Below are 20,030 nucleotides of genomic sequence, written 5' to 3' on the forward strand. Positions count from 1 at the left end.
CGCTCAGACAGTGGGTTTGGGTGCCCGGCCGCGCCCCCGAGCGCGGTCGGGCAGGGAAGGCCGCGCCACCGGAGTGCGGCGTAGCGGCCGAGGTGGAGGAGGGGCCTCACCGGACACCGTCCCGCCCGCGGTCGGCGAGGTAGGCGGCGACCTCGGCGATGGCCTGGCGGTCGCCGTCCGTCAGCGACACCGCCCCCGGGCAGCGCGACGGGCTGGCACGACATCTCCGGGGGTGTGAGGCAGCACGCCCCCGGGCCGTCGTCCTCAACGGCCGGGCACCCCTCCAGGCACCAGGCGCACCCGGCGTCGTAGCAGTGCTGGCCGCTGTCGTCGGCCTCGCAGGCGTCGGGGTCGCAGCGGCAGCACGTCGGCGTCGGGGCGTTCACGCGGCCAACTCCTGCGCGGCGCGCAGCGCGGCCCGCTGCTGGGGGGTGGTGCCGCCCCACACGCCGTGCTCCTCGCCGTACTCCAGGGCGGCCTCCAGGCACGCCGCGCGCACCGGGCAGGTGCGGCAGATCGCCAGCGCGCGGCCCTCATCGGCGAAGAACACCTCGGGGTCGACCGTGCGGCAGGCGGCCCCCGACGCCCATGCGGCCGTCACCGCGGTCCGCTGCGGCCGCGCGGCGAGCGCCTGGCGGTAGGCGGCCTCGTAGCGGTCGATAGATCTGTTATTGGCCACCAGACCCGCCGCCTCGGCCGCGGCCGCCGGAGCGGAGCCGGCGTCACGCGCAGCGATGTAGAGGCCGAGGCGGCGCGCCTTCGCGCGGCGCGGCGGCGGTGGCCCGCTCTCCGGGCGCCCGGCGGCGTACCAGCGCTGGTAGCAGGAGTTGCACCAGCCGCGGGCCCACGCCCGGGCGCCCGGATGCGGGCAGCTCGGCGCCGAGCACACCCGCGCCGCAGGCGCCGCAGGCGTGGGCGGGGCCGAGGGCGAGGGCGCGGCCGGGACCAGGGGTGGGGGTGGGGAGGCGGCGCGCACCGCCTCGGCCGCGCGGACCGGCCGGCTGGCCGCCGGGGCGGGTGGGTCCAGCACCGTCAGCCGCACCGTGCGGCTGGGCAGCCGCACACCGACCTCCTCGCCGCGCACCCGCACCCGCAGCGCCGCCCCGCGCGGCGTGGGGCGCACGGCCACCACCGTGCCGGTACGCACCGGGCCACCGTCGCGGACCAGCCGCACCCGGTCCCCCACGGCCACGGCGGCGCTCACCGCGCACCCCCGGTGTCGCGTTCGTGCTCGGCGATCGCCCACAGCGCCCGGCGCGCCATGGCGCCGTCGGGATCCATTCCGGCCACGATCGCCGCCCACTGGATCCGCTCCGCCTGCGCCTGGGCGCGGGCCCGGCGGCGCTCGACCAGCGCGCGGACCGCGAACCCGGCGGCCGCGGCGGTGAGCGCCACCACGGCGGCGCCGGCCGGAGCGAGCAGGATGACCAGGTCACGCATCGCGGGCCTCCCTCCGCCGCACCCGGGTGAGGCGGTGGCGGTCGGCGGTGTAGGCGCTGTGGGCCGCGCGGCACTCCCCGCACGCCGCCTCGCCGCGCCGCTGATGGGCGACGTAGCCGCGGTGGGTGCCGTGGGCGATCGGCCGAGGCGGCGCCGGAGGGGCCGGGTCGGCGCTCCTCAGCCCCAGCATCGCCAGCAGCTCGCGCTGCTCGGCGGCGCCGGCGACGCGGCGGCGCACGACGCGCTCGGCAGCCGCCGCCTCGGCCCGCGCGGCGGCCGGGTCCACCTGCGGCACGACCAGCGCCTCGGCGTGCGCCAGCTCCAGGTCCACACCCGAGTGCTCCCGGCCGGCCATCGCGGCCCGGTCCGCCATCGTGACGCGGCGCGGCGCCGCCCGGCGGCTCACCGGGAACCCCCCTCGCGCAGCCACCTGAACCGCCCCGGCTGGTCGTCGAACGCGCGCACGAACTCGCTGATGACGATCAGGTCGCCGGGCGCCCGCGTCAGGTGCAGGGTCCGCGCGTCGCGGGACGTGCCCACCAGCACCTCGGTGCGGGTCACCAGGACCGGCTGCCCACCGGAGAACGTGCCCAGGTGCCGCGCCAGCGGGCAGTGCGCCATCCGGCACCTGACCCCGCGGGCGCCGAACCGGCGCAGCTCCTGGGCGATGCGGAGCGCCCCGTCCCTCCCGGAGCGACCGACCTCGGCGAGCCGCTTCACCTCGGCGAAGACGGCGCGCGCGCTCACCGCGCACCCCCGGTGTCGCGGGCGCTGGCGTCGGCGATCATCCGGTCGACGGCGTCGGGCCAGCGGATCCCGCCCTCAGGGCGGGTCTCGCGGACCGCGTCGACGATCGCCTCAAGCGGGCCGGAGTCGGCGGCGGCGAGCTTCGCCTTCAGCGCCGCCCGCCGGTCGTCGCGCTGGCGCTCCAGCCGCCGCAGCCGCGGCAGCAGCGCCCAGTGCATCGACGCGGCGCCGATGGCGATCCCGGCCACCAGCACGGCGGCGAGGATGCCCAGCGTGCCGCCGGCGACCCAGGTGACGGCCTCAGCCACGGGGACCACCGCCCATCCCCAGGGCGTCGGCGATCTCAGCGACGGTCGGCTCGGAGTAGCGGGCGCCGTGGGCCAGGGCGCGCTCGACGATGCACTCGACGTGACCGAGCTGCCCGCGCAGCCGCTCGACCTCGGCGCGCAGGTGCGGGATGTCGATGGCCCGGTAGGCCAGGACGGCGCCGTCCAGGTCCTCGGGGGCGCATGGGGGCGCCCACTCCGCGGCGTATGCGCGGGTGACGCTGTCCCTGTCCTCCCTGATCCAGTAGTCCGTGCCGTCGTGGGTGACGACGTCGCCGGGCCGCATGTCGGCGGGGGCGATTTCCGGGGCCAGATTCAGTTCGTTCTCGCTCATCGGCTGCTCTCCTCGCTGGCCGGGGCGGTGTCGGTGGTGTCCATGCGGACGGTGGCGCCGGCGCCCAGCACCACGGCCAGGGCGATCCCGGCGGCGGCACCGGCGGCGAGCCACGCGGTCAGGCCGCGGGCCGGGCGCTCCTCCTCGCCGGGCAGCACCGGCACCCGGCGGTGGCGGTGGGCGCGGCGGGGCCGCGCCTCGGGCGGCTCGGCCAGCCGCCAGGCGGCGGCGCCGGCCGCGACGGTGACGGCGGCGATGGCCAGCCACAGGGCGGCGGGGGTCATGAGCGCGGCGATCACCGGGGCACCTCCCAGCCGTCGAGCTCGTCACGGACCGGGTAGTCGACGGGCGCCTCGGCCAGCTGCTCGCGCAGCTCGGCCGCGAGGGCGGCGAGGCGCCGCTCGTCGGCGCCTTCGGCGAGGGCGCGGCGGATGCAGGTGCGCGCAGCCTCGGCGCGGCGGCGCTGGACCGCGCGGTGCCGGTCGATCGCGCGGAACTCGATCGCCGGCCGCGGGATGTCCAGCGCGGCGGCCACCGTCTCCAGCAGCGCCCGGGCACCGGGCGCGATGTCGGCGCTCATCGGGTCACCTCGCCGTCGGCCTCGGCGTGGCCGGCGCCGGTGGTGATGGGCGTCCACACCCGCACCTGGATGCCGTCGATCACGGCGTCGATGTCCAGGGAGCGCCCCAGCGGGTAGCCGCCCGGGGCGGGCGCCGCGCCCAGCGCCACCGCCCACTGCTCCAGCTCGGCCAGGGCGTCGCGGTCGAGCTGGCCCGTGAGCCGGTCGTCGTAGCGGGCCGTGTACCAGGTCGCGGGCGGCAGGTCGCGCAGCAGCAGACCGGCCAGCACGATCGCCGAACGGCGCTGCCGCTCGCGGGTGTCCGCGACCGCCGGGGCGGCGGGCTGTACCATGTCGTTCATCCCGATGTCCTCTCTTCGTGTTGGTGTCGGGATCTCGCCCCCCGGTCGCACCCGGGGGGCTTCTTCGTGTGGGGGTCAGGCCGCGCTCGGGCGGCGGGGCGCCGTGGCGGCGGGGCGCAGGAGCACGGCGAGCCGCGCCCGCTGCTCGGGGGTGAGCGGCGGCGCCGCGTCCACGGTGGCGACGACGTGGTCACGCAGTTCGGGCGACAGGCGCGCCAGGTGCGCGGGGACGGCATCCCCGTAGCGGTCCGCGGCGGCGCCCATCACGACCGCCCGTATCGGGCGTCGGCGTACTCGGGAACAAGATCGCCGATCTCCATGCCGTAGATCTCCAGTAGCTCCCGCAGCGCGTGCGGCTGCGGGCGGACGTTCTCGCGTTCGTGCTTGTAGACCGAGTACGGCGACTTCCCAATGCGGCCAGCGACCTCTTCGACTGAGAGACCGAGTTCGAGGCGCCGCCGTCGGGCGGCCTGCCCGTTGAATCGCGGTGGGCTCATGGCCTCACGGTACCAAGAATCAGAGCTGAATGGAACTTTTTGGAAGCTAGAAGATCTAGAAGCTCTGTGTAGCGCCATGGTGACAGAGATGAGACCTGAAGTTACGGGCTTAGGCCGCACTAAGTTAGAAGAAGTTGGAATACATTGGATTCATGAGCAACGACCGAACGGCCGTTGAGAAGGCCCTGGACGCTCGCCGCATCCAGTTGGGCCTCCTGTGGCGCGAGGTACTAGTCCGCGCCGACACCATGGCGGCTGAAACCCTCAGGCAAGTCCGCGCCCACGGGACGAAGGTCGTGGGCGCGATGTCAGTTGCCCGCGTCGAGCGCGCGCTCGAACTGCCGGCCGGGTCCATCGCGCGATTCGAGGCGGGCGAATCGCTCAGCGACGTGCTCGCCGGAGAGCGTGACGCCGAACCGCCGCAGCGAGCGCGTGAACCGACCGCGACACCGGAGCGTCCCACCAGGTGGGAGGAGCGCGACGCCGATGGCCTCCTCGTCGTGGGCCGCATGATCGGTGGAGGCCCGGTCTGGGCGCGGCAGATGGTCGGCGAGGACGAAGCCACGGCGAGAGCGCGTATCGACCAGACGCTCGCCATCGCCGAGAGCGTGTTCGTCGGCCTCAATCGGGAGGCGAATGGCGGACCGGGGTCGACTGCTGCCTAGTAGCGGGCACGCCGAGTTATTTCCGCTCACCAGCTAAAAATAGTATGACCTAATCCTGAAATCTGTCCGAAATTCTTTGATCATCCCCCTTTACCACGCGTGACTTTCGGTCGTATGTTCGAGGTCCCACCGGGGCTCAGACCGCGAGGCCGATGAGGAGGCGGGGGATGGTCGTTGCCCTACATGCGCAGGTGGTCAGCAAGATCGCCGTAGTTGTGACGGCGGAGTTGACTACGGCGGCCGCCAGCGCATACCAGTCACGCAACGTGACGACTCTCATCATCAGAGAGGGGGCCACTTGGGCCGAAATGGCCCGACAGGCTGCCCGGCAAATGACACCGTGTGAGCGCAGAATTGCATTGGTCCGGTGCGGCATTCCCCCCGTGACCACAGAGAGTGACCTGTGGCTCTATGTCGATCCCGACGAGCAGATCTACGCGCACATGGTGCCCCACATTCTCAGGCCCGCTCCCTGAGTTCTGGCGGCCGCCTGGACGCCCGGCCGTCCCCCGGGCGTCCAGGCGCTCGCCTACCCCTTCCACTCCACATGCAGCGACTCCGGCCGGAATGTGCGCGTGCCGCGCTTCACCGGCAGGATGCGCACCGTCATCAGCGCGCCGATGACCAGCCGCCGCCGCGAGGTCTCGTACCCCTCCCATTCGGCGCGCGTGTCGTCGGCGTGCACGAGCGGGCCGAGGATGTCCACCCGCCCCGCGTCTGCCATCGCCGCCTCGATCTCCACCAGCCGGGTGCGGATGCGCATCGTGCCCGCGTGCAGCTGGGCGCGGCTCACCGCCCCCTCGGCGTAGTCCACCGCCAGGTCGTCCAGGCGCGAGCGCAGCGTCAGCGACTCCTCCCGCAGCGCGTCGACGTCGGGCCGCTCCCGGTCCACCAGCAGCTCGCGGGCGTCGGGACGCGAGCACCGCTCGACCACCAGCGCGGAGACGTACTCCTCAATGGGCTCTCCCTTGCGCCCTACGTGGCCCAGGGACGCCGAGCAGCGGTACATGCGGTACTTGCGCACGGCGCCCCCAGCGTGGACGTGAGCGTCGCACACGCCGCACAGGGCGACGCGGGTCAGCAGGGCGACGGGGGCACCGCGCCGACCGGAGACCCGGGACGGGTCGTCCAGGACAGCGCAGGCCGCGCGCCAGGTCTCCTCCGGGACGATCGCGGGCCACGCGGCCGCGCCCACCACCTCCTTGTGGTAGGCCCGCAACCCCGCGTTGCGGGGGTTGCGCAGCACCGCCCGCACGGTTGACCCCTGCCACTGGGCGCGCTGCGCGCGGTGCCCGGCCGAGGTCCATGCCCGCGCGATCTCCCCCAGCGACGCACCCGCCAGCAGCATCCGGTACCCCTCCCGCACCGCCTCGGCCTCCGCGGGGCGGACGGTCATGCCATCCTGCTCGTAGCCGAACGGACGGCGTCCGCCGACGCGCCGCCCGGCCCGTGCCGCCTGGAGCTGGGCGCGGTGCTGGCGGTAGGACTTTCGCTCGATCTCACCGCTGGCCACCGATGCGAGGATGCGACCCACCATTCGGCCGACGTCCGTGGACAGGTCCAGGTCGCCGAACACGGTGACGATCCGCACGCCCGCTCGCTCGGCGAGCGGGATCAGCTCCTCCAACTCGATGTTGCGGCGGAGCAGCCGGTCGAGCGCCTGGGCGACGACCGCGTCGACCTCCCGCCGGCGGATCATCTGCAGCAGCTCCTGGTAGGCGGGGCGCGGGCGGCGGCCGGATGCGGACACGTCGTTGTCGGTGAGGGTGCGGACCACGGTCCACCCCCGGTCAGCGCACAGGCGGGCGCAGTCCTCACCCTGCCGCTCCACCCCGTACTCGGTGGCGTCGCGGTCGGAGGACTGGCGGCGGTAGATGACAGCTCTCACATCTGCCAATATATGATCCAGGCGACGCGGACGATGCGGTCGACGCCGCGGGCGCTGATCTGGCCGCGGTCCATGGCGGCGGCCAGCGGGGTGAGGGCGTCGGGCCGCGGCGCGTAGCGGCGGCGGAGCTCGCCGCCGGGCACCTCGGCGTTGGTTCGCCACGGGGTGCCCTCCAGGCGCCGGCGGGCGCGGCGCCTGGCCTCGCCGACCCGGTCGGCCACCACCGCGCTCGGTTCGGCGAAGGCGCGGTCGGCCAGGAGTTCGGCGCGGCCCACCGGCTGCAGCTCGACCTTGACGTCGATGCGGTCCAGCAGCGGACCGGACAGCCGGGCCAGGTAGCGGCGGCGGGTGGCGGGCGGGCACTCGCAGCCGCTCGGGCCGACGGGCCGCGCGCACGGGCAGGGGTTGGCCGCCATGACGAACAGGAAGCGGGCCGGGAGCCGGGCGGTGGTGGTGGCGCGCGAGATCAGCACCTCCCCGGTCTCCAGGGGCTGGCGGAGCGCGTCCAGGACGCCGTTGGAGAACTCGGGCGCCTCGTCCACGAACAGGATGCCCCGGTGGGCCTGGCTGGCCGCGCCCGGGCGGATGGCGCGGGAGCCGCCGCCCACGATGGCGGCGCGGGTGGCGGTGTGGTGCGGCGCGCAGAAGGGCGGGGTGGTGATCAGCGGGCGGTCGTCCGGCAGGGTGCCCATGATCGAGTGGATCTTGGTGACCTCCAGGGCCTCGGCCCCCTCCAGCGGCGGCAGCACCGAGGGCAGCCGCTCCGCCAGCATGGACTTGCCGGTGCCGGGCGGACCGACCATCCAGAGGTTGTGCGCGCCGGCCGCGCACACCTCCACGGCGCGCCGGGCCACCGGCTGCCCGGCGACGTCGGCGAGGTCGGGCGGCGGCATGTCGGGGGCCGCGGCCCGCGGGGCGGACCGCGGCTCCGGCGGCGGAGGCGGCGGCACCGGGTCGCCGCGCAGCCGGGCGAGGAGTCCGCCCAGCGACCACACCTCCGTGACGGTCAGCTCCGCGACCAGCCGCGCCTCGGCGGCGTTCTCGGCGGCCACGACCATCTCGCGGAAGCCGGCCCCCACCGCGGCGAGCGCGGCCGGGAGCACCCCGCGCACCGGACGGGTCCGGCCGTCGAGCGCCAGTTCGGCCATGAACACGGTGTCGGCGACCGCCTCGACCGGGAGCTGGCCGTCGGCGGCGAGCAGGGCGACGGCGATGGCGAGGTCGAAGCCGCTGCCGCGCTTGGGCAGCGAGGCCGGGGAGAGGCTGACGGTCATCCTGGCGTCGGGCCAGTCCTCCCCGGTGTTGAGCACGGCCGCCCTGATGCGGTCGCGCGCCTCGCGCAGAGTGGTGTCGGGCAGGCCCACCAGGTTCAGCCCGGCGGTGCCGTTGCCGACGTGCGCCTCCACCTCGACCGCGTGGCCGTCGACCCCGACCAGCGCCATGGCCCGGGTGCGTGCGAGGCCCATCAGCCGATCCCCCGGACGTGGCGGACGCGCACCCCGCCGCCGGGGTCGGTGAGCAGCCCGATGACGTCGATGCGAAGCCTGCCGCGCACGGACCGCTCGGCGCGCCACAGCGCGCCCAGCCGCCGCAGCCGGGCCACCCGGCGGGCGTCGACCGCCTCCAGCGGGCTGCCGTAGCGGGTGCCCGACCGGGTCTTGACCTCGCAGACCACCAGCTTCGCGCCGCACCGGGCGACGATGTCGATCTCGCCGGCCGGGCAGCGCCAATTGCGGTCCAGGATCCGCATCCCCAGGGAGCGCAGATGCCTCGCCGCGAACTCCTCGCCCAAGCGCCCCAGCTCCCTGGGACCGGCGGCCCTTCCGAGACCTGCCTCGCTGGGACCGGCCGGCGGCCGGCGCGGGTTGCCGTGCATGGCCATCACCTCCGCGCACCAGCCTGCCGGGGCCGCACGCGGACCGGCCAGGCCGGACGGGCGCCTGTGCACAACCGGGGCGGCGGCGGCCCGCCTGTGGACGACCGCCTTGACACCGCGCCGCCCGCCGGCGCCGAACAGCCGTACGGCCCCGTGAGCGGCTGTGCTCACGGGGCCGTACGGCCGCTCGAACGGTCGCCGAGGCCGGGCCGGGGCCGCTAGGGCGTGTCGGAGCCGGTGGCCGGCTGCCGGGGCCGGGTGTCGACCTCGCCGTCGGGCTGTCCCGGCACGGCGTTGGACACGTCGCGCGCCCAGGGGCGCCCTTCGTCGTCGGTGCCGCCGGTGGTGACCTGCACGCCCGGCGCGCTGCTGGGCGGCTCGGTGGCGGGGGCGCGCTCGGGGACCGGGCTGTCCTCGCGCCGCTCCCGGTCCACCGGCCGCACCGCGTCGCGCTGGTCGCCGCCGTGCGGGTCCGTGCCCCGGTCGCTCAGTTCGTCGGCTCGGGCCGGGTAGGCGTCACGTCGCTCGGCCATCATGGCCTCCTCTCGGGCGGTGGGGCCGTGCACCCCCTCGGGCTACCCGCGGCCGAGCGGCGTGAACATCGCCTCAGCCGCCGCCGCTCCGGTCGTCGGGGATCTCGAACTCGCTCTTGGCCAGTTCCTCGACGTTGACGTCCTTGAAGGTCACCACGCGCACGTTCTTGACGAACCGCGCCGGCCGGTACATGTCCCACACCCACGCGTCCTGCATGGTGACCTCGAAGTACAGCTCGCCCGTCTCGGTGCTGCGCGGTTGCAGGTCGACCTGGTTGGTGAGGTAGAACCTGCGCTCGGTCTCAACGACATAGCCGAACAGCCCCACGACGTCGCGGTACTCGCGGTAGAGCTGCAGCTCCATCTCGGCTTCGTACTTCTCAAGATCCTCTGAGCTCATCTGTCGCTCGACCTCCTCTCGATGCCCGCCCGCCACCTGCGGACGGCGGCGCGCCCGGCCAGAGTAAGCGGAACCGCCCCGGCGAGGCCAAGCCCCAGCGGGGTGGCGGCCGCCACGTGGCCCGGTGCGGCCAGTGCGGTCTGCTCGAAGGTGCCGGGCGCCGCCAGCACCGTCCACCGCTCGAACGGCCACACGATGACGAACGCGCTGCCCAGCACCCGCTCTTCCGGGATGGTGCCGCCGCCCGGGTCGTTCTGGTGCCGGCGGGAGTCGTAGGAGATCGAGCGGTGGTCGCCCATCACCCAGTACTGCCCCGCACCCACGGTCACCGGGCCGAACGGCTCCTGCGACGGGGCGTCGCCGGGGAACAGGTACTCCTCCTCGTCCAGCGCCGCGCCGTTGACCGTCACCCGCCCCTGGTCGTCGCAGCAGGCCACCACGTCGCCGGGCACGCCCACGACCCGCTTGATGTAGTCGCGCCCGGTCGGCACCACCCCGAAGGTCTCCCCCACCCAGCGCAGCGCCGCCGACACCGGGTCGCCGGGCGCCTCGGCGGCGGGGGCGGGCTCGTCCCAGGAGTCGGTGCCGTTGAAGACGATGACCTCGCCGCGCTCGATGTCGCGGAAGTGGTGGATGAACTTGTTGACCAGCACCCGGTCCCCGACGAGCAGGGTGTTCTCCATCGACTGGGACGGGATGAAGAACGCCTGCACCACCCAGGTCTTGATCACCAGCGCCAGGCCGAGTGCGACCAGGATGAGTATCGGCAGCTCCCGCCAGAACGAACCGCTCTTCGAGCGGCGGCCGCGGCGGCCGCGGGTCCGCTCGGCCCTGGGCGCACCGGACGGGGCGCCCTCCTCGGTCTCCGCTTCCCTGGCTTCGGCGCCCCCCGCGCCCGCCGGGTCCTCCGCGCCGACTGACGCGGGGCGGCCGTCGGCCGCTGGTGGACGTGATCCCCCCGTGTCATCACTGGTCACCGGACCAGCGTACTAAGGGAGGCCGCGCCGTCCCGGTATTGGCGCGGCCGGGACCAGGGCGGATACGCGAACGGGCCCGGCCGCGCCGGACAGGCGCGCGGACCGGGCCCGCGGCGGCGGCGCGCTGGGCGCGCCCGCCGTCAGAAGTCGCGGCGCTCCTTGATGCGCGCGGCCTTGCCGCGCAGCTCGCGCAGGTAGTACAGCTTGGCGCGGCGCACCCGGCCCCGGCTGACGACCTCGATCTTCTCGATCGCGGGGGTGTGCACCGGGAAGGTGCGCTCGACTCCCACGCCGTAGCTGATCTTGCGGATCGTGAAGGTCTCACGGATGCCGGAACCCTGGCGGGCGATCACGACGCCCTTGAATACCTGGATGCGGGAGCGGTTGCCCTCCTTCACCCGGACGTTGACGTTGAGCGTGTCGCCCGGGCGGAAGGCCGGGACGTCTTCGGCGGAGCGCAGCCGGCTCTGCTCGAGCTCCTGGATTGCGGTGTGCATCTCGGCGGTTCCTCATCTGAGCGCGCCGCAGCCGGCATCAGGGCTGCCGGTGGGCGGGTGGTCTGCCGGGGCGCGGGCCGGCCGCGGATGGCCGGGCGGCGCCCCTCGGACTGCCGTTCGTCACGGCCTCCTGAGTGCGCATGAGAGGAACGACCTAGTCAGTCTGCCACATCCTGGACGGTGCCCGGAACGCGGACGGAGTCCAGCACCTCCAGGTCCCGCCGGTCCAGATCGTCGGGACCGCGCCCGGCGAGCAGCTCGGGCCGGTTGGCCGCGGTGCGCAGCAGCGCCTGGTCGCGACGCCAGCGCGCGACCGCGCCGTGGTCGCCCGACAGCAGCACCGCGGGCACCTCGTGCTCCCGCCAGCTGGCCGGCTTGGTGTAGACGGGTCCTTCGAGCAGTGCGGACATGGGCCCGGCCGCGAAGGAGTCGTCCACGACGGAGTCGGCGTTGCCGAGCACGCCGGGCAGCAGCCGGCTGACGGCCTCGATGATGACCAGCGCGGCCGACTCGCCCCCGGCCAGCACGTAGTCGCCGATGCTCAGCTCATCGACCGGCATCCGCTGCCGCGCGTCCTCGACCACCCGGGCGTCGATGCCCTCGTAGCGGCCGCAGGCGAACAGCAGCCACGGCTCCGCCGCGAGTCGCTGCGCGTGGACCTGCGTGAACGGGCGCCCGCTCGGTGTCGGCACCACCAGCCGGGGCACCGGCGCCGCCGGGCCGGCCTCGCGCCCGGCCGCGAGCACCGCGTCCAGGGCCCGCCCCCACGGCTCCGGCTTCATCACCATGCCGGGCCCGCCGCCGTAGGGGGTGTCGTCCACCGTGCGGTGCCGGTCGGTGGTCCAGTCGCGCAGCTGGTGCACCTCGATGTCCAGGATGCCCGCGGCACGGGCCTTGCCCAGCAGCGAGACGTCCAGCGGAGCGAAGTACTCCGGGAAGATGCTCACGATGTCGATGCGCATTGCCGCTCCGTAGTGGCCACACCCGGCGGGGTGCCGCCGGGTGCCGGTTCCGTCAGCCCAGTTCGAGCAGGCCCGGCGGCGGGTCGAGCACCAGCCGGCCGCCGTCGAGGTCGACCTCGGGCACGATCGGGCCGACGAAGGGCACCAGCGCCTCGCCGCCGTCGGGCAGCCGCAGCACCAGCACGTCCTGGCTGTGGTGCAGCACGTCGACCACCTCGCCCACCCGGGTGCCGTCGGCCAGCTCGGCCGCCAGGCCGATCAGCTGGTGGTCGTAGAACTCGTCGGGGTCGCCGGTGTCGGGCAGGGTGGCGGAGTCCACCGCCAGCAGCACGCCCTTGAGCCGTTCGGCGGCGTCGCGGTCGGCGACGCCGGCGAACCTGACCAGCAGGCTGCCCGAGTGGTTCCGGACGGACTTCACCGTGAGCGGCCCGGCCTCGGCCGGTTCGGTGAGCAGCCGCGCCCCCGCGGTGAAGCGCTCCTCGGGGGTGTCGGTGCGTACCTCGACGACGACCTCGCCCCGGATGCCGTGCGGGCGGCGCACCTGGCCGACCACGAGGATCACCTCAGCCACCCCGCACCGCTCCGGACGGCGCGCCCCCAACGGACGAGGGGTCCGACCGGGCGGACGCGGCCGCCTGGCAGGACCCCTGGTCCGACGAGGGTCGGACCTCAGCGGACCTCATGGAGGTCCAGCAGGTCGACCCGGACGTACCGGCCGCCGCCGAGCGCGCCCACGACGGTGCGCAGCGACTTGGCGGTTCGGCCGTTGCGGCCGATGACCTTGCCGAGGTCGTCGGGGTGCACGCGCACCTCGATGACCTTGCCCTTGCGGAGGCGCCGGGTGCGCACCCGGACCTCGTCCGGGTGCTCCACGATGCCCTTGACCAGGTGTTCAAGAGCCTCTTCGAGCACTTCAGGCCCCGCCCTCGGATGCCGGGGCGTCGCCCTCCGCCGCAGGGGTCTCGGCCGGCTGCTCGCTCGCCTTGGCCTTGGGCTCGGACTTCTTGCCGCCCCGGCCCTTGTTGTCGTCGCCGCTGTTCAGCACGAGCTCCTTGAGCACGGACTGGAACTCGGCCTCGCGGTCGGGCTTGGGCTCGGCCTGCTTGAGCGGCCCCGGGGCGGGCAGGCCCTTGAACTTCTGCCAGTCACCGGTGAGCTTGAGCAGGTGCAGCACCGGCTCGGTCGGCTGCGCGCCGACCCCCAGCCAGTACTGGGCGCGCTCGGAGTTCACCTGGATCAGGCTGGGCTCTTCCTTGGGGTGGTACTTGCCGATCTCCTCGATCGCGCGTCCGTCGCGCTTGGTGCGGGAGTCGGCGATGACGATGCGGTACTGCGGCGTACGGATCTTCCCCATACGCTTGAGCTTGATCTTGACGGCCACGAGTGCGGTCTTCTCCTGATAAGGCGGTGATTGGCCGCGGCGCCGGAGCCCGTGGGGTTGGGCTGCGCCGCGTCCGGTGGACGTGGATGCCGTGAGAAGTAGAGGGCCGCTCAGGACACCGTTAGTCAGCAACCTATTGTGCCAGACGCCCGGGGGTGCCGTGCGCCACGCGCGGACCGGGGCCGGCGGGGCGGCTCACTTCTTCTTCGGCTGGCGCAGCGCGGAGAGGTCGGGCAGCCCGAGACCGGGCGGCAGCTGCGGTACCGCGCCGGGCGCGCCGCCACCGAGGCCCGGCGGCAGCTGGGGCGGGGCGTCGGCCTGCTCCTCGCGCCTGGCCTGGCGCTCGGCGGCCTTCTGCGCCTCGCGCTCGGCCGCCTTGGCGGGGTTGCCGATCCGCTGCTTGCCCTTCTTCTTGGCCTGCTGCTTGGCGGCCTTGGTGGCCTTGCGGCGGCCGCCGCCCATGCCGGGCAGCCCGCCCATGCCGGGGAGGCCGCCGCCCGCCGACATCTGCTTCATCATCTTGCGGGCCTCGAAGAAGCGGGTGACCAGGCCGCTGACGTCGCCGATCTGGGTGCCGGAGCCGGCCGCGATCCTGGCCCGCCGCGAGCCGTTGATGATCTTGGGGTCCTGCCGCTCCCCCGGGGTCATCGAGCGGATGATCGCCGCGACGCGGTCGAGGTCCTTGTCGTCGATATTGCTGATCTGGTCGCGCATCTGGCCCATGCCGGGCATCATGCCGAGCAGGTTGCCGATCGGCCCGAGCTTGCGGACCATCATCATCTGCTCGAGGAAGTCGTCGAGGGTGAAGTCGTCGCCGGAGGCCAGCTTGCCGGCCATCCGCGCCGCGTCCTCGGCGTCGAAGGTGCGCTCGGCCTGCTCGATCAGGGTGAGGATGTCGCCCATGTCGAGGATCCGGCCGGCCATGCGGTCGGGGTGGAAGACGTCGAAGTCGTCCAGCTTCTCACCGGTGGACGCGAACATGATCGGGCGCTCGGTGATGTGCCGGATGGACAGCGCCGCACCGCCGCGGGCGTCGCCGTCGAGCTTGGTGAGCACCACGCCGTCGAAGCCGACGCCGTCGGCGAAGGCCTGCGCGGTGTTCACCGCGTCCTGGCCGATCATGGCGTCGACCACGAACAGGATCTCGTCGGGCCGGACCGCGTCGCGGATGTCGGCGGCCTGGCGCATCATCTCCTCGTCGATGCCCAGGCGGCCGGCGGTGTCGATGATGACCACGTCGTGGTTGGCGCGCCGCGCGTGCTCGATGGAGTCGCGGGCCACCTGCACGGGGTCGCCGACGCCGTTGCCCGGCTCGGGCGCGAAGACCGCCACCCCGGCGCGCTCGCCGAGCACCTGGAGCTGGGTGACGGCATTGGGCCGCTGGAGGTCGGCCGCCACCAGCAGCGGGGCGTTGCGCTGCGCCACCAGCCAGGTGGCGAGCTTGCCGGCCAGGGTGGTCTTACCGGCGCCCTGCAGACCGGCCAGCATGATCACCGTGGGCGGGGTCTTGGCGAAGCGGATCCGCCGGGTCTCGCCGCCGAGGATCTCGATGAGCTCCTCGTTGACGATCTTGACGACCTGCTGGGCCGGGTTGAGGGCGCGCGAGACCTCCTCGCCCCTGGCCCGCTCCTTGACCCGGGCGATGAAGGCGCGCACGACCGGAAGCGCGACGTCCGCTTCGAGCAGGGCGATCCGGATCTCGCGGGCGGTCGCGTCGATGTCGGCGTCCGACAGGCGGCCCTTGCTCCGCAGGCCGGAGAAGACCGAAGTGAGGCGGTCGGAGAGCGTCTCGAACACGAGTCAGGCCATCCCTCTCGCAGCGGCTGGTGCACGAACAACTAAGGGTATCGGCTTCCCGCCGGACGGGGCGCCCTCCCGCCCGCCGGACCGGCTCAGCCCAGCGCCTGCTCGACCGCGTCGAACTCCTCGCCGACCGCGCCCTGCAGCTCGTCCAGCTCCTCGCCGTTGAGCGCCCGGGCCACGACGTAGGCGTCGGCCTGGATCTGGTACTCGACGCCCGGGGTGAGCTCCCACTCGGCGCTGCACGACAGGGTGGCAGTGGCGTCGGGCTCGATGGTGCGGGTGTCGTTGCAGTCGCGGTCGTCCAGCCCCTCGGCGGTGAACTGCACCTGGAGCCGGGCGTGGACGGGGGTCGGCTCGACGCCGGCGGCGAAGCTGCTGCTGACCTCGGCCGCGGCCTCGCAGCTGCCGGACTCGCTGTCGCAGTTGAGGTCGAGGTCGCCCTCGACGGTCAGCCGGGGCAGCACGCTGTAGGCGCCGTCGAGGGAGCCGACCGCCCCCACGACCTCCTCGCGCAGCGCGGCCACGCCCTGGGCGTCAAGCGGCTGGACGTCCAGCACCGCGGGCGAGGCGGGGTCGGCCTCGGCGCCGGCGACCGGGGGCAGCAGGGTGGGATCGTCGACGCGGACGACCTGGTGCGGCTCGGCCTCGGTGACGAAGACGAAGCCGCCGGAGGTGGGCACCTGGAAGACCGGGACCTCGTTCAGCGAGGTCAGCTCGGGGGCACTCGTGGCCGCGGAGTCGGCGAGCGCCCCCTGGACCTGGGCGCCCACCGTCTCGGGCAGCAGCGCCTCGCGCGGGTCGAAGCTCAGGTAGTCGGGGGTGACCCGCACCCAGCGGTCCTCGTAGCGGGACGCGACGTCCTCGGCGGCGCCGTGGCCGGTCCAGAACTCGGCGTCGGAGCGGACGTAGGTCTGATCGGCCGCGCTCAGCACCCGGATCTCGCGGCCGCCCTGGTCGAAGGCGCCGTAGACCACGCCGCCCTGGGTGACCTGGAGTTCGATGCGGTCCTCGGGCTCCTCGCTGTCGTCGGAGCTCCAGGTGTAGCTCACCGCGGGGGCGCCGGCCAGGCCGGCCGCCGCCTCGTTGGCGGCCTGCCCGCCGGCGACGCGCAGCGGGTCGGCGGTCGGACCGGAGTCGCCGCCGAGGCCGTCGAGGATGCCGCAACCGGTCGCGCCGGCCAGCACGACCGCTGCGGCCAGCGCCCACGCGGACCGGACACGGGTGCTGCTACCAGCCATGGTTCTGGTTCCTCCCGGAAGGGGTCGGCCCGGGGAAGCAGGGCCTGATGTGCAGCCCAATGTACCGAGCGGAGCGGAGTGATGATGACCATCGCGGTCCGGCGGCGGTGGTCGCGGCCGGCGGCCCTCCGGCCACTGCGACGCGCGGCGGCTTGCGCGCGTTCCCGCCGCGGCGCGGGCCTTCCGCAACGGAGGAGAGGGCGCCGGCCGACCGGCCGGCGCCCTCTCCGCGCCCCCACGACGGTCGCCGTCGACCGGATCGCGGTTGTCTCCGCTTGCCCGTCCGCTACAGGGCCGCCGCGCCCCGCTCACCGGTGCGGACCCGGTGCACCTCGTCGACCGGGACGACCCAGACCTTGCCGTCGCCGATCATGCCGGTGTGGGCGGCCTTGAGGATCACGTCGACCACGGTTTCCACGTCGGAGTCCTCGACCAGGATCTCCAGGCGGGTCTTCGGCAGCAACTCCACCCGGTGGGCGGTGCCCCGGTAGACCTCGGTGTGCCCGCGCTGGCGGCCGTAGCCGCTGGCCTCGCTCACGGTCACCCCCAGGATGCCGAAGGCGTCGAGGGCCGCTCGTACGTCGTCCAGCTTGTAGGGCTTGATGACCGCGGTGATCAGTTTCATGGCTACGCCTCGACCTTCTGCTCGGTCTTGACGGGCTCGCCCGGGGCCGTGCCATTGGAGCTCGCCGGCGTCTCGGCGCCGAAGGCGCCGGTGCCGTGCATACCGGTGAACTCGTAGGCGCTCTCGTTGTGGACCTGGTCGATACCGTCCACCTCGACCTCCTCGCGCACCCGGAAGCCCATCACCATGTCGATGACCTTAGCGATGATGAACGAGGCGACGAAAGAGTAGAGCAGCACGGCCACGACCGCGATCACCTGCGTGATCAGCACGCTCAGGCCGCCGCCGAAGAACAGGCCGTTGGTCTCCTCGGCCATGGTCACGCTGGTCACGGCGCCGGTGGCCAGGAAGCCGATGGCGATCGAGCCGATGACGCCGGCCACCAGGTGGATGCCGACCACGTCGAGCGAGTCGTCGAAGCCGAGCCGGTACTTGAGGCTGACCGCGAAGGAGCAGACCGCGCCGGCGATCAGGCCCAGGATGATCGAGCCGATCGGGTCCAGGGTGGACGCCGCCGGGGTGATGGCGACCAGGCCGGCGACGGCGCCGGAGGCGAAGCCGAGCGAGGTCGCGCCCTTGAAGCGCAGCCGCTCCACCAGCATCCAGGCACCGGCCGCCGCGGCGGTGGCCACCTGGGTGTTGACGAAGGCGATCGAGGCGGTGGTGTTGGCGGCGACGGCGGAGCCGGCGTTGAAGCCGAACCAGCCGAACCACAGCAGCGCCGCGCCGAGCAGCACGAAGGGCAGGTTGTGCGGCCGGAAGCCGTCGTCGGTGCCGAAGCCCTTGCGGCGGCCGACCACCAGCGCGACCGCGAGCGCGGCGGCGCCGGCGTTGATGTGCACCGCGGTGCCGCCGGCGAAGTCGATCGCGCCGAGGTTGAAGATCCAGCCGTCGGCGGACCACACCCAGTGCGCGATCGGGAAGTAGACCAGCAGTGCCCAGACCGGCGCGAAGACCATCCACGCGCCGAAGCGCGCTCGGTCGGCGATGGCACCGCTGATGAGGGCGACCGTGATGATGGCGAACATCATCTGGAAGGCCGCGAAGGCCATGTCCGGCAGGCCCTCGATCGCGTTGTTCTCGCCGGTCAGGATGCTGGTGAGACCGACGGTGTCCAGGCCGCCGATGATGGGCGACAGCGGACCGCTGCCGCTGCCGAAGGTCAGCGAGTAGCCGACGAGGACCCACAGCACGCTGATGACGGCGATACTGCCGAGGCTCATCATCATCATGTTGAGCACGCTCTTGGCGCGCGACATGCCTCCGTAGAAGAAGGCCAGTCCCGGCGTCATGAGCATGACGAGGGCCGCACAGGTCAGCACCCATGCTGTGCTGCCGCTATCAATCTCCATCTGGGTCTCCCGCTCCCACTCAGGTCCTCCGCTCAGGGTCGCCCTTGATCCCTTCCGCTGTTAGGCGACGACTCTTCCCGAGGGGTGTTTCACGGCCTGGTGAGGTCTGTTGCGCGGGCGTGAAGATTGATCACCTGGTGTTTCGCTTCGATGACCGGATATGGCGGCGAGATTTCACCATCGTTAACGCGCCAGGTCAGCCGCTTCCCGTTCCGGGCACTTCGGAGGAACCGAACCGAATCAGACCCGCAGCTGTAGGGAACTTTCGGGCCGGATCCGACGTTCCTCGCGCCGGGCGGCGGCGCGGCCGCCTCGGCGCGCGCCGGTGCCGGTCAGCGGTGCGCGGCGGCCTCCGGGCCGCCCGGTGGACGGGAGCCGGCGGCTCAGGCGTCGCCGAGGATGGCGTCGACGAAGGCGTCGGTCTCGAAGGGCGCGAGGTCGTCGGGGCCCTCGCCCAGGCCGACCAGCTTCACCGGCACGCCCAGCTCGCGCTGGACCGCGATCACGATGCCGCCCTTGGCGGTGCCGTCGAGCTTGGTGAGCACGATGCCGGTGACCGCCACCGCCTCGGCGAAGACGCGCGCCTGCCGCAGGCCGTTCTGCCCGGTGGTGGCGTCCAGGACCAGCAGCACCTCGTCGACGGGCGCCTGCTTCTCGATGACCCGCTTGACCTTGCCCAGCTCGTCCATCAGGCCGGTCTTGGTGTGCAGCCGGCCGGCGGTGTCCACGATGACGGTGTCGGCGGAGTCGGCGATACCGCGCGCCACCGCGTCGAAGGCGACGCTGGCGGGGTCGGTGCCCTCCTGGCCGCGCACCACCGAGGCGCCGACCCGCGAGCCCCAGGTCTCCAGCTGGTCGGCCGCGGCGGCGCGGAAGGTGTCGGCGGCGCCCAGCACGACGGTGCGGCCGTCGCCGACCAGCACCCGGCCGAGCTTGCCGCAGGTGGTGGTCTTGCCGGTGCCGTTGACGCCGACGACCATCAGCACGGCCGGGCGGCCGCCGCCGTCGGTGCGCAGGGTGCGGTCCATGCCGGTGTCGATCTGCTTGACCAGCTCGTCCTTGAGCATCGAGCGCACCTCGACCAGGTCGCGGGTGCCGAGCACCTTCACCTGGGTGCGCAGGTCGGCGACGATCTGCGCGGCGGGGGTGACGCCGACGTCGGCGGTGATGAGGGTGTCCTCGATCTCGTCCCAGTCGTCGTCGGTGAGCACGTCGCGGGAGAGCAGGTTGAGCAGGCTGCGGCCGAAGGTGCTCTGCGAGCGGGCCAGCCGCGCCCGCAGCCGCACCAGCCGGCCCGCCGAGGGCGGCGGGGTCTCGACCGGCGCCTCGGGCACGACGGTGTCGCCGGCCCGCGGCGGCGGCGCGGGCCGCTCGGCCTCCAGGGTGTCGGAGCCGGTGGCCCCTCCGGGCAGGATCTCGTCGATCGACGCCGACGGCGGCGCCTGCTCGTCGGTGGGGGCGCCACCGCCCGAACCGCGCCCCGGCCGCAGCAGGTAGAAGCCGACGGCCAGTACGGCGACGAGCAGGATGACGACGGAGAGGATCACGAATTCCATAGCCCCACCAGT

Annotated in this window: 28 protein-coding genes; 1 reads left to right on the forward strand and 27 read right to left on the reverse strand. The window is 73.7% G+C overall.

Annotated elements, in window-relative coordinates:
* Nucleotides 1-382 precede the first annotated feature (382 nt).
* The 11 genes from CLV72_RS33730 to CLV72_RS26780 form a co-directional block, all read right to left on the reverse strand.
* On the reverse strand, nt 383-1,204 hold the full coding sequence (locus CLV72_RS33730) for a WhiB family transcriptional regulator (protein ID WP_281262442.1): 822 nt from the start codon (nt 1,202-1,204) through the stop codon (nt 383-385).
* Complete coding sequence (locus CLV72_RS26745; RefSeq protein WP_106251820.1) at nt 1,201-1,440, reverse strand: hypothetical protein; 240 nt, start codon at nt 1,438-1,440, stop codon at nt 1,201-1,203. The genes CLV72_RS33730 and CLV72_RS26745 overlap by 4 nt, the downstream gene beginning before the upstream one ends.
* Nucleotides 1,433-1,846 carry a hypothetical protein gene (locus CLV72_RS26750; protein ID WP_106251823.1) on the reverse strand — a complete coding sequence of 138 codons (414 nt, stop codon included), beginning with the start codon at nt 1,844-1,846 and terminating at the stop codon, nt 1,433-1,435. The genes CLV72_RS26745 and CLV72_RS26750 overlap by 8 nt, the downstream gene beginning before the upstream one ends.
* The gene (locus CLV72_RS26755) at nt 1,843-2,187 is read right to left on the reverse strand and encodes a hypothetical protein (protein ID WP_106251825.1); all 345 of its coding nucleotides are present in this window, start codon (nt 2,185-2,187) and stop codon (nt 1,843-1,845) included. The genes CLV72_RS26750 and CLV72_RS26755 overlap by 4 nt, the downstream gene beginning before the upstream one ends.
* Nucleotides 2,184-2,495, reverse strand: coding sequence for a hypothetical protein (locus tag CLV72_RS26760; protein ID WP_146159575.1), 312 nt, complete (start codon nt 2,493-2,495; stop codon nt 2,184-2,186). Before CLV72_RS26760 ends, CLV72_RS26755 begins: the two co-directional genes overlap by 4 nt.
* Nucleotides 2,488-2,847 carry a hypothetical protein gene (locus CLV72_RS32460; protein WP_170141128.1) on the reverse strand — a complete coding sequence of 120 codons (360 nt, stop codon included), beginning with the start codon at nt 2,845-2,847 and terminating at the stop codon, nt 2,488-2,490. The genes CLV72_RS26760 and CLV72_RS32460 overlap by 8 nt, the downstream gene beginning before the upstream one ends.
* On the reverse strand, nt 2,844-3,146 hold the full coding sequence (locus CLV72_RS32465; protein WP_170141129.1) for a hypothetical protein: 303 nt from the start codon (nt 3,144-3,146) through the stop codon (nt 2,844-2,846). The genes CLV72_RS32460 and CLV72_RS32465 overlap by 4 nt, the downstream gene beginning before the upstream one ends.
* The gene (locus tag CLV72_RS26765) at nt 3,143-3,427 is read right to left on the reverse strand and encodes a hypothetical protein (protein WP_106251831.1); all 285 of its coding nucleotides are present in this window, start codon (nt 3,425-3,427) and stop codon (nt 3,143-3,145) included. Before CLV72_RS26765 ends, CLV72_RS32465 begins: the two co-directional genes overlap by 4 nt.
* A complete protein-coding gene (locus CLV72_RS26770) occupies nt 3,424-3,768 on the reverse strand; it encodes a hypothetical protein (protein WP_106251834.1) in 345 nt (114 codons plus the stop codon). Before CLV72_RS26770 ends, CLV72_RS26765 begins: the two co-directional genes overlap by 4 nt.
* A gap of 75 nt (nt 3,769-3,843) precedes the next feature.
* On the reverse strand, nt 3,844-4,032 hold the full coding sequence (locus CLV72_RS26775) for a hypothetical protein (RefSeq protein ID WP_106251836.1): 189 nt from the start codon (nt 4,030-4,032) through the stop codon (nt 3,844-3,846).
* The gene (locus CLV72_RS26780) at nt 4,032-4,265 is read right to left on the reverse strand and encodes a helix-turn-helix domain-containing protein (protein ID WP_170141130.1); all 234 of its coding nucleotides are present in this window, start codon (nt 4,263-4,265) and stop codon (nt 4,032-4,034) included. Before CLV72_RS26780 ends, CLV72_RS26775 begins: the two co-directional genes overlap by 1 nt.
* A gap of 152 nt (nt 4,266-4,417) precedes the next feature.
* Here CLV72_RS26780 and CLV72_RS26785 point away from each other — a divergent pair, with 152 nt between their 5' ends.
* Nucleotides 4,418-4,930 (forward strand): hypothetical protein, encoded by a 513-nt coding sequence (locus tag CLV72_RS26785; RefSeq protein ID WP_106251840.1) that lies wholly within the window; start codon nt 4,418-4,420, stop codon nt 4,928-4,930.
* 529 nt (nt 4,931-5,459) lie between these two features.
* Here the strand turns inward: CLV72_RS26785 and CLV72_RS26795 are convergent.
* The 16 genes from CLV72_RS26795 to ftsY form a co-directional block, all read right to left on the reverse strand.
* Nucleotides 5,460-6,818: a recombinase family protein gene (locus CLV72_RS26795; RefSeq protein ID WP_170141131.1), complete on the reverse strand. Its 1,359-nt coding sequence runs from the start codon at nt 6,816-6,818 to the stop codon at nt 5,460-5,462.
* Nucleotides 6,815-8,284 carry a YifB family Mg chelatase-like AAA ATPase gene (locus CLV72_RS26800; RefSeq protein WP_106251846.1) on the reverse strand — a complete coding sequence of 490 codons (1,470 nt, stop codon included), beginning with the start codon at nt 8,282-8,284 and terminating at the stop codon, nt 6,815-6,817. The genes CLV72_RS26795 and CLV72_RS26800 overlap by 4 nt, the downstream gene beginning before the upstream one ends.
* Nucleotides 8,284-8,700, reverse strand: coding sequence for a YraN family protein (locus CLV72_RS26805; RefSeq protein WP_425428128.1), 417 nt, complete (start codon nt 8,698-8,700; stop codon nt 8,284-8,286). The genes CLV72_RS26800 and CLV72_RS26805 overlap by 1 nt, the downstream gene beginning before the upstream one ends.
* Nucleotides 8,701-8,912: 212 nt before the next feature.
* The gene (locus CLV72_RS26810) at nt 8,913-9,227 is read right to left on the reverse strand and encodes a hypothetical protein (protein ID WP_106251848.1); all 315 of its coding nucleotides are present in this window, start codon (nt 9,225-9,227) and stop codon (nt 8,913-8,915) included.
* A gap of 73 nt (nt 9,228-9,300) precedes the next feature.
* Complete coding sequence (locus tag CLV72_RS26815; RefSeq protein WP_106251851.1) at nt 9,301-9,627, reverse strand: DUF2469 domain-containing protein; 327 nt, start codon at nt 9,625-9,627, stop codon at nt 9,301-9,303.
* Nucleotides 9,624-10,604, reverse strand: a complete 981-nt coding sequence (lepB, locus tag CLV72_RS26820; protein WP_106251854.1) for a signal peptidase I — start codon at nt 10,602-10,604, stop codon at nt 9,624-9,626. The genes CLV72_RS26815 and lepB overlap by 4 nt, the downstream gene beginning before the upstream one ends.
* A gap of 140 nt (nt 10,605-10,744) precedes the next feature.
* A complete protein-coding gene (gene rplS, locus CLV72_RS26825; protein WP_106251856.1) occupies nt 10,745-11,101 on the reverse strand; it encodes a 50S ribosomal protein L19 in 357 nt (118 codons plus the stop codon).
* Nucleotides 11,102-11,259: 158 nt separating this feature from the next.
* Nucleotides 11,260-12,063: a tRNA (guanosine(37)-N1)-methyltransferase TrmD gene (gene trmD / locus CLV72_RS26830; RefSeq protein WP_106251858.1), complete on the reverse strand. Its 804-nt coding sequence runs from the start codon at nt 12,061-12,063 to the stop codon at nt 11,260-11,262.
* Between the two features lie 52 nt (nt 12,064-12,115).
* Nucleotides 12,116-12,625 carry a ribosome maturation factor RimM gene (gene rimM, locus CLV72_RS26835; RefSeq protein ID WP_106252275.1) on the reverse strand — a complete coding sequence of 170 codons (510 nt, stop codon included), beginning with the start codon at nt 12,623-12,625 and terminating at the stop codon, nt 12,116-12,118.
* A 107-nt stretch (nt 12,626-12,732) separates the two neighbouring features.
* Nucleotides 12,733-12,975, reverse strand: coding sequence for an RNA-binding protein (locus tag CLV72_RS26840; protein ID WP_106251860.1), 243 nt, complete (start codon nt 12,973-12,975; stop codon nt 12,733-12,735).
* A gap of 1 nt (nt 12,976) precedes the next feature.
* Nucleotides 12,977-13,444, reverse strand: coding sequence for a 30S ribosomal protein S16 (gene rpsP / locus CLV72_RS26845; RefSeq protein WP_106251862.1), 468 nt, complete (start codon nt 13,442-13,444; stop codon nt 12,977-12,979).
* A 195-nt stretch (nt 13,445-13,639) separates the two neighbouring features.
* The gene (gene ffh / locus CLV72_RS26850) at nt 13,640-15,241 is read right to left on the reverse strand and encodes a signal recognition particle protein (protein ID WP_106251864.1); all 1,602 of its coding nucleotides are present in this window, start codon (nt 15,239-15,241) and stop codon (nt 13,640-13,642) included.
* A 95-nt stretch (nt 15,242-15,336) separates the two neighbouring features.
* Nucleotides 15,337-16,485, reverse strand: coding sequence for a hypothetical protein (locus tag CLV72_RS26855; RefSeq protein ID WP_106251867.1), 1,149 nt, complete (start codon nt 16,483-16,485; stop codon nt 15,337-15,339).
* Between the two features lie 286 nt (nt 16,486-16,771).
* Nucleotides 16,772-17,110 (reverse strand): P-II family nitrogen regulator, encoded by a 339-nt coding sequence (locus CLV72_RS26860; RefSeq protein WP_106251869.1) that lies wholly within the window; start codon nt 17,108-17,110, stop codon nt 16,772-16,774.
* A 2-nt stretch (nt 17,111-17,112) separates the two neighbouring features.
* Nucleotides 17,113-18,462 carry an ammonium transporter gene (locus tag CLV72_RS26865; RefSeq protein ID WP_106251871.1) on the reverse strand — a complete coding sequence of 450 codons (1,350 nt, stop codon included), beginning with the start codon at nt 18,460-18,462 and terminating at the stop codon, nt 17,113-17,115.
* A 383-nt stretch (nt 18,463-18,845) separates the two neighbouring features.
* Entirely contained in the window at nt 18,846-20,018 is a 1,173-nt protein-coding gene (gene ftsY / locus CLV72_RS26870; protein WP_106251874.1) for a signal recognition particle-docking protein FtsY, read from the reverse strand.
* Nucleotides 20,019-20,030: the final 12 nt, after the last annotated feature.

The sequence above is a fragment of the Allonocardiopsis opalescens genome (assembly GCF_003002095.1).
In the GTDB taxonomy this organism is placed as follows: Bacteria; Actinomycetota; Actinomycetes; order Streptosporangiales; family Streptosporangiaceae; genus Allonocardiopsis; species Allonocardiopsis opalescens.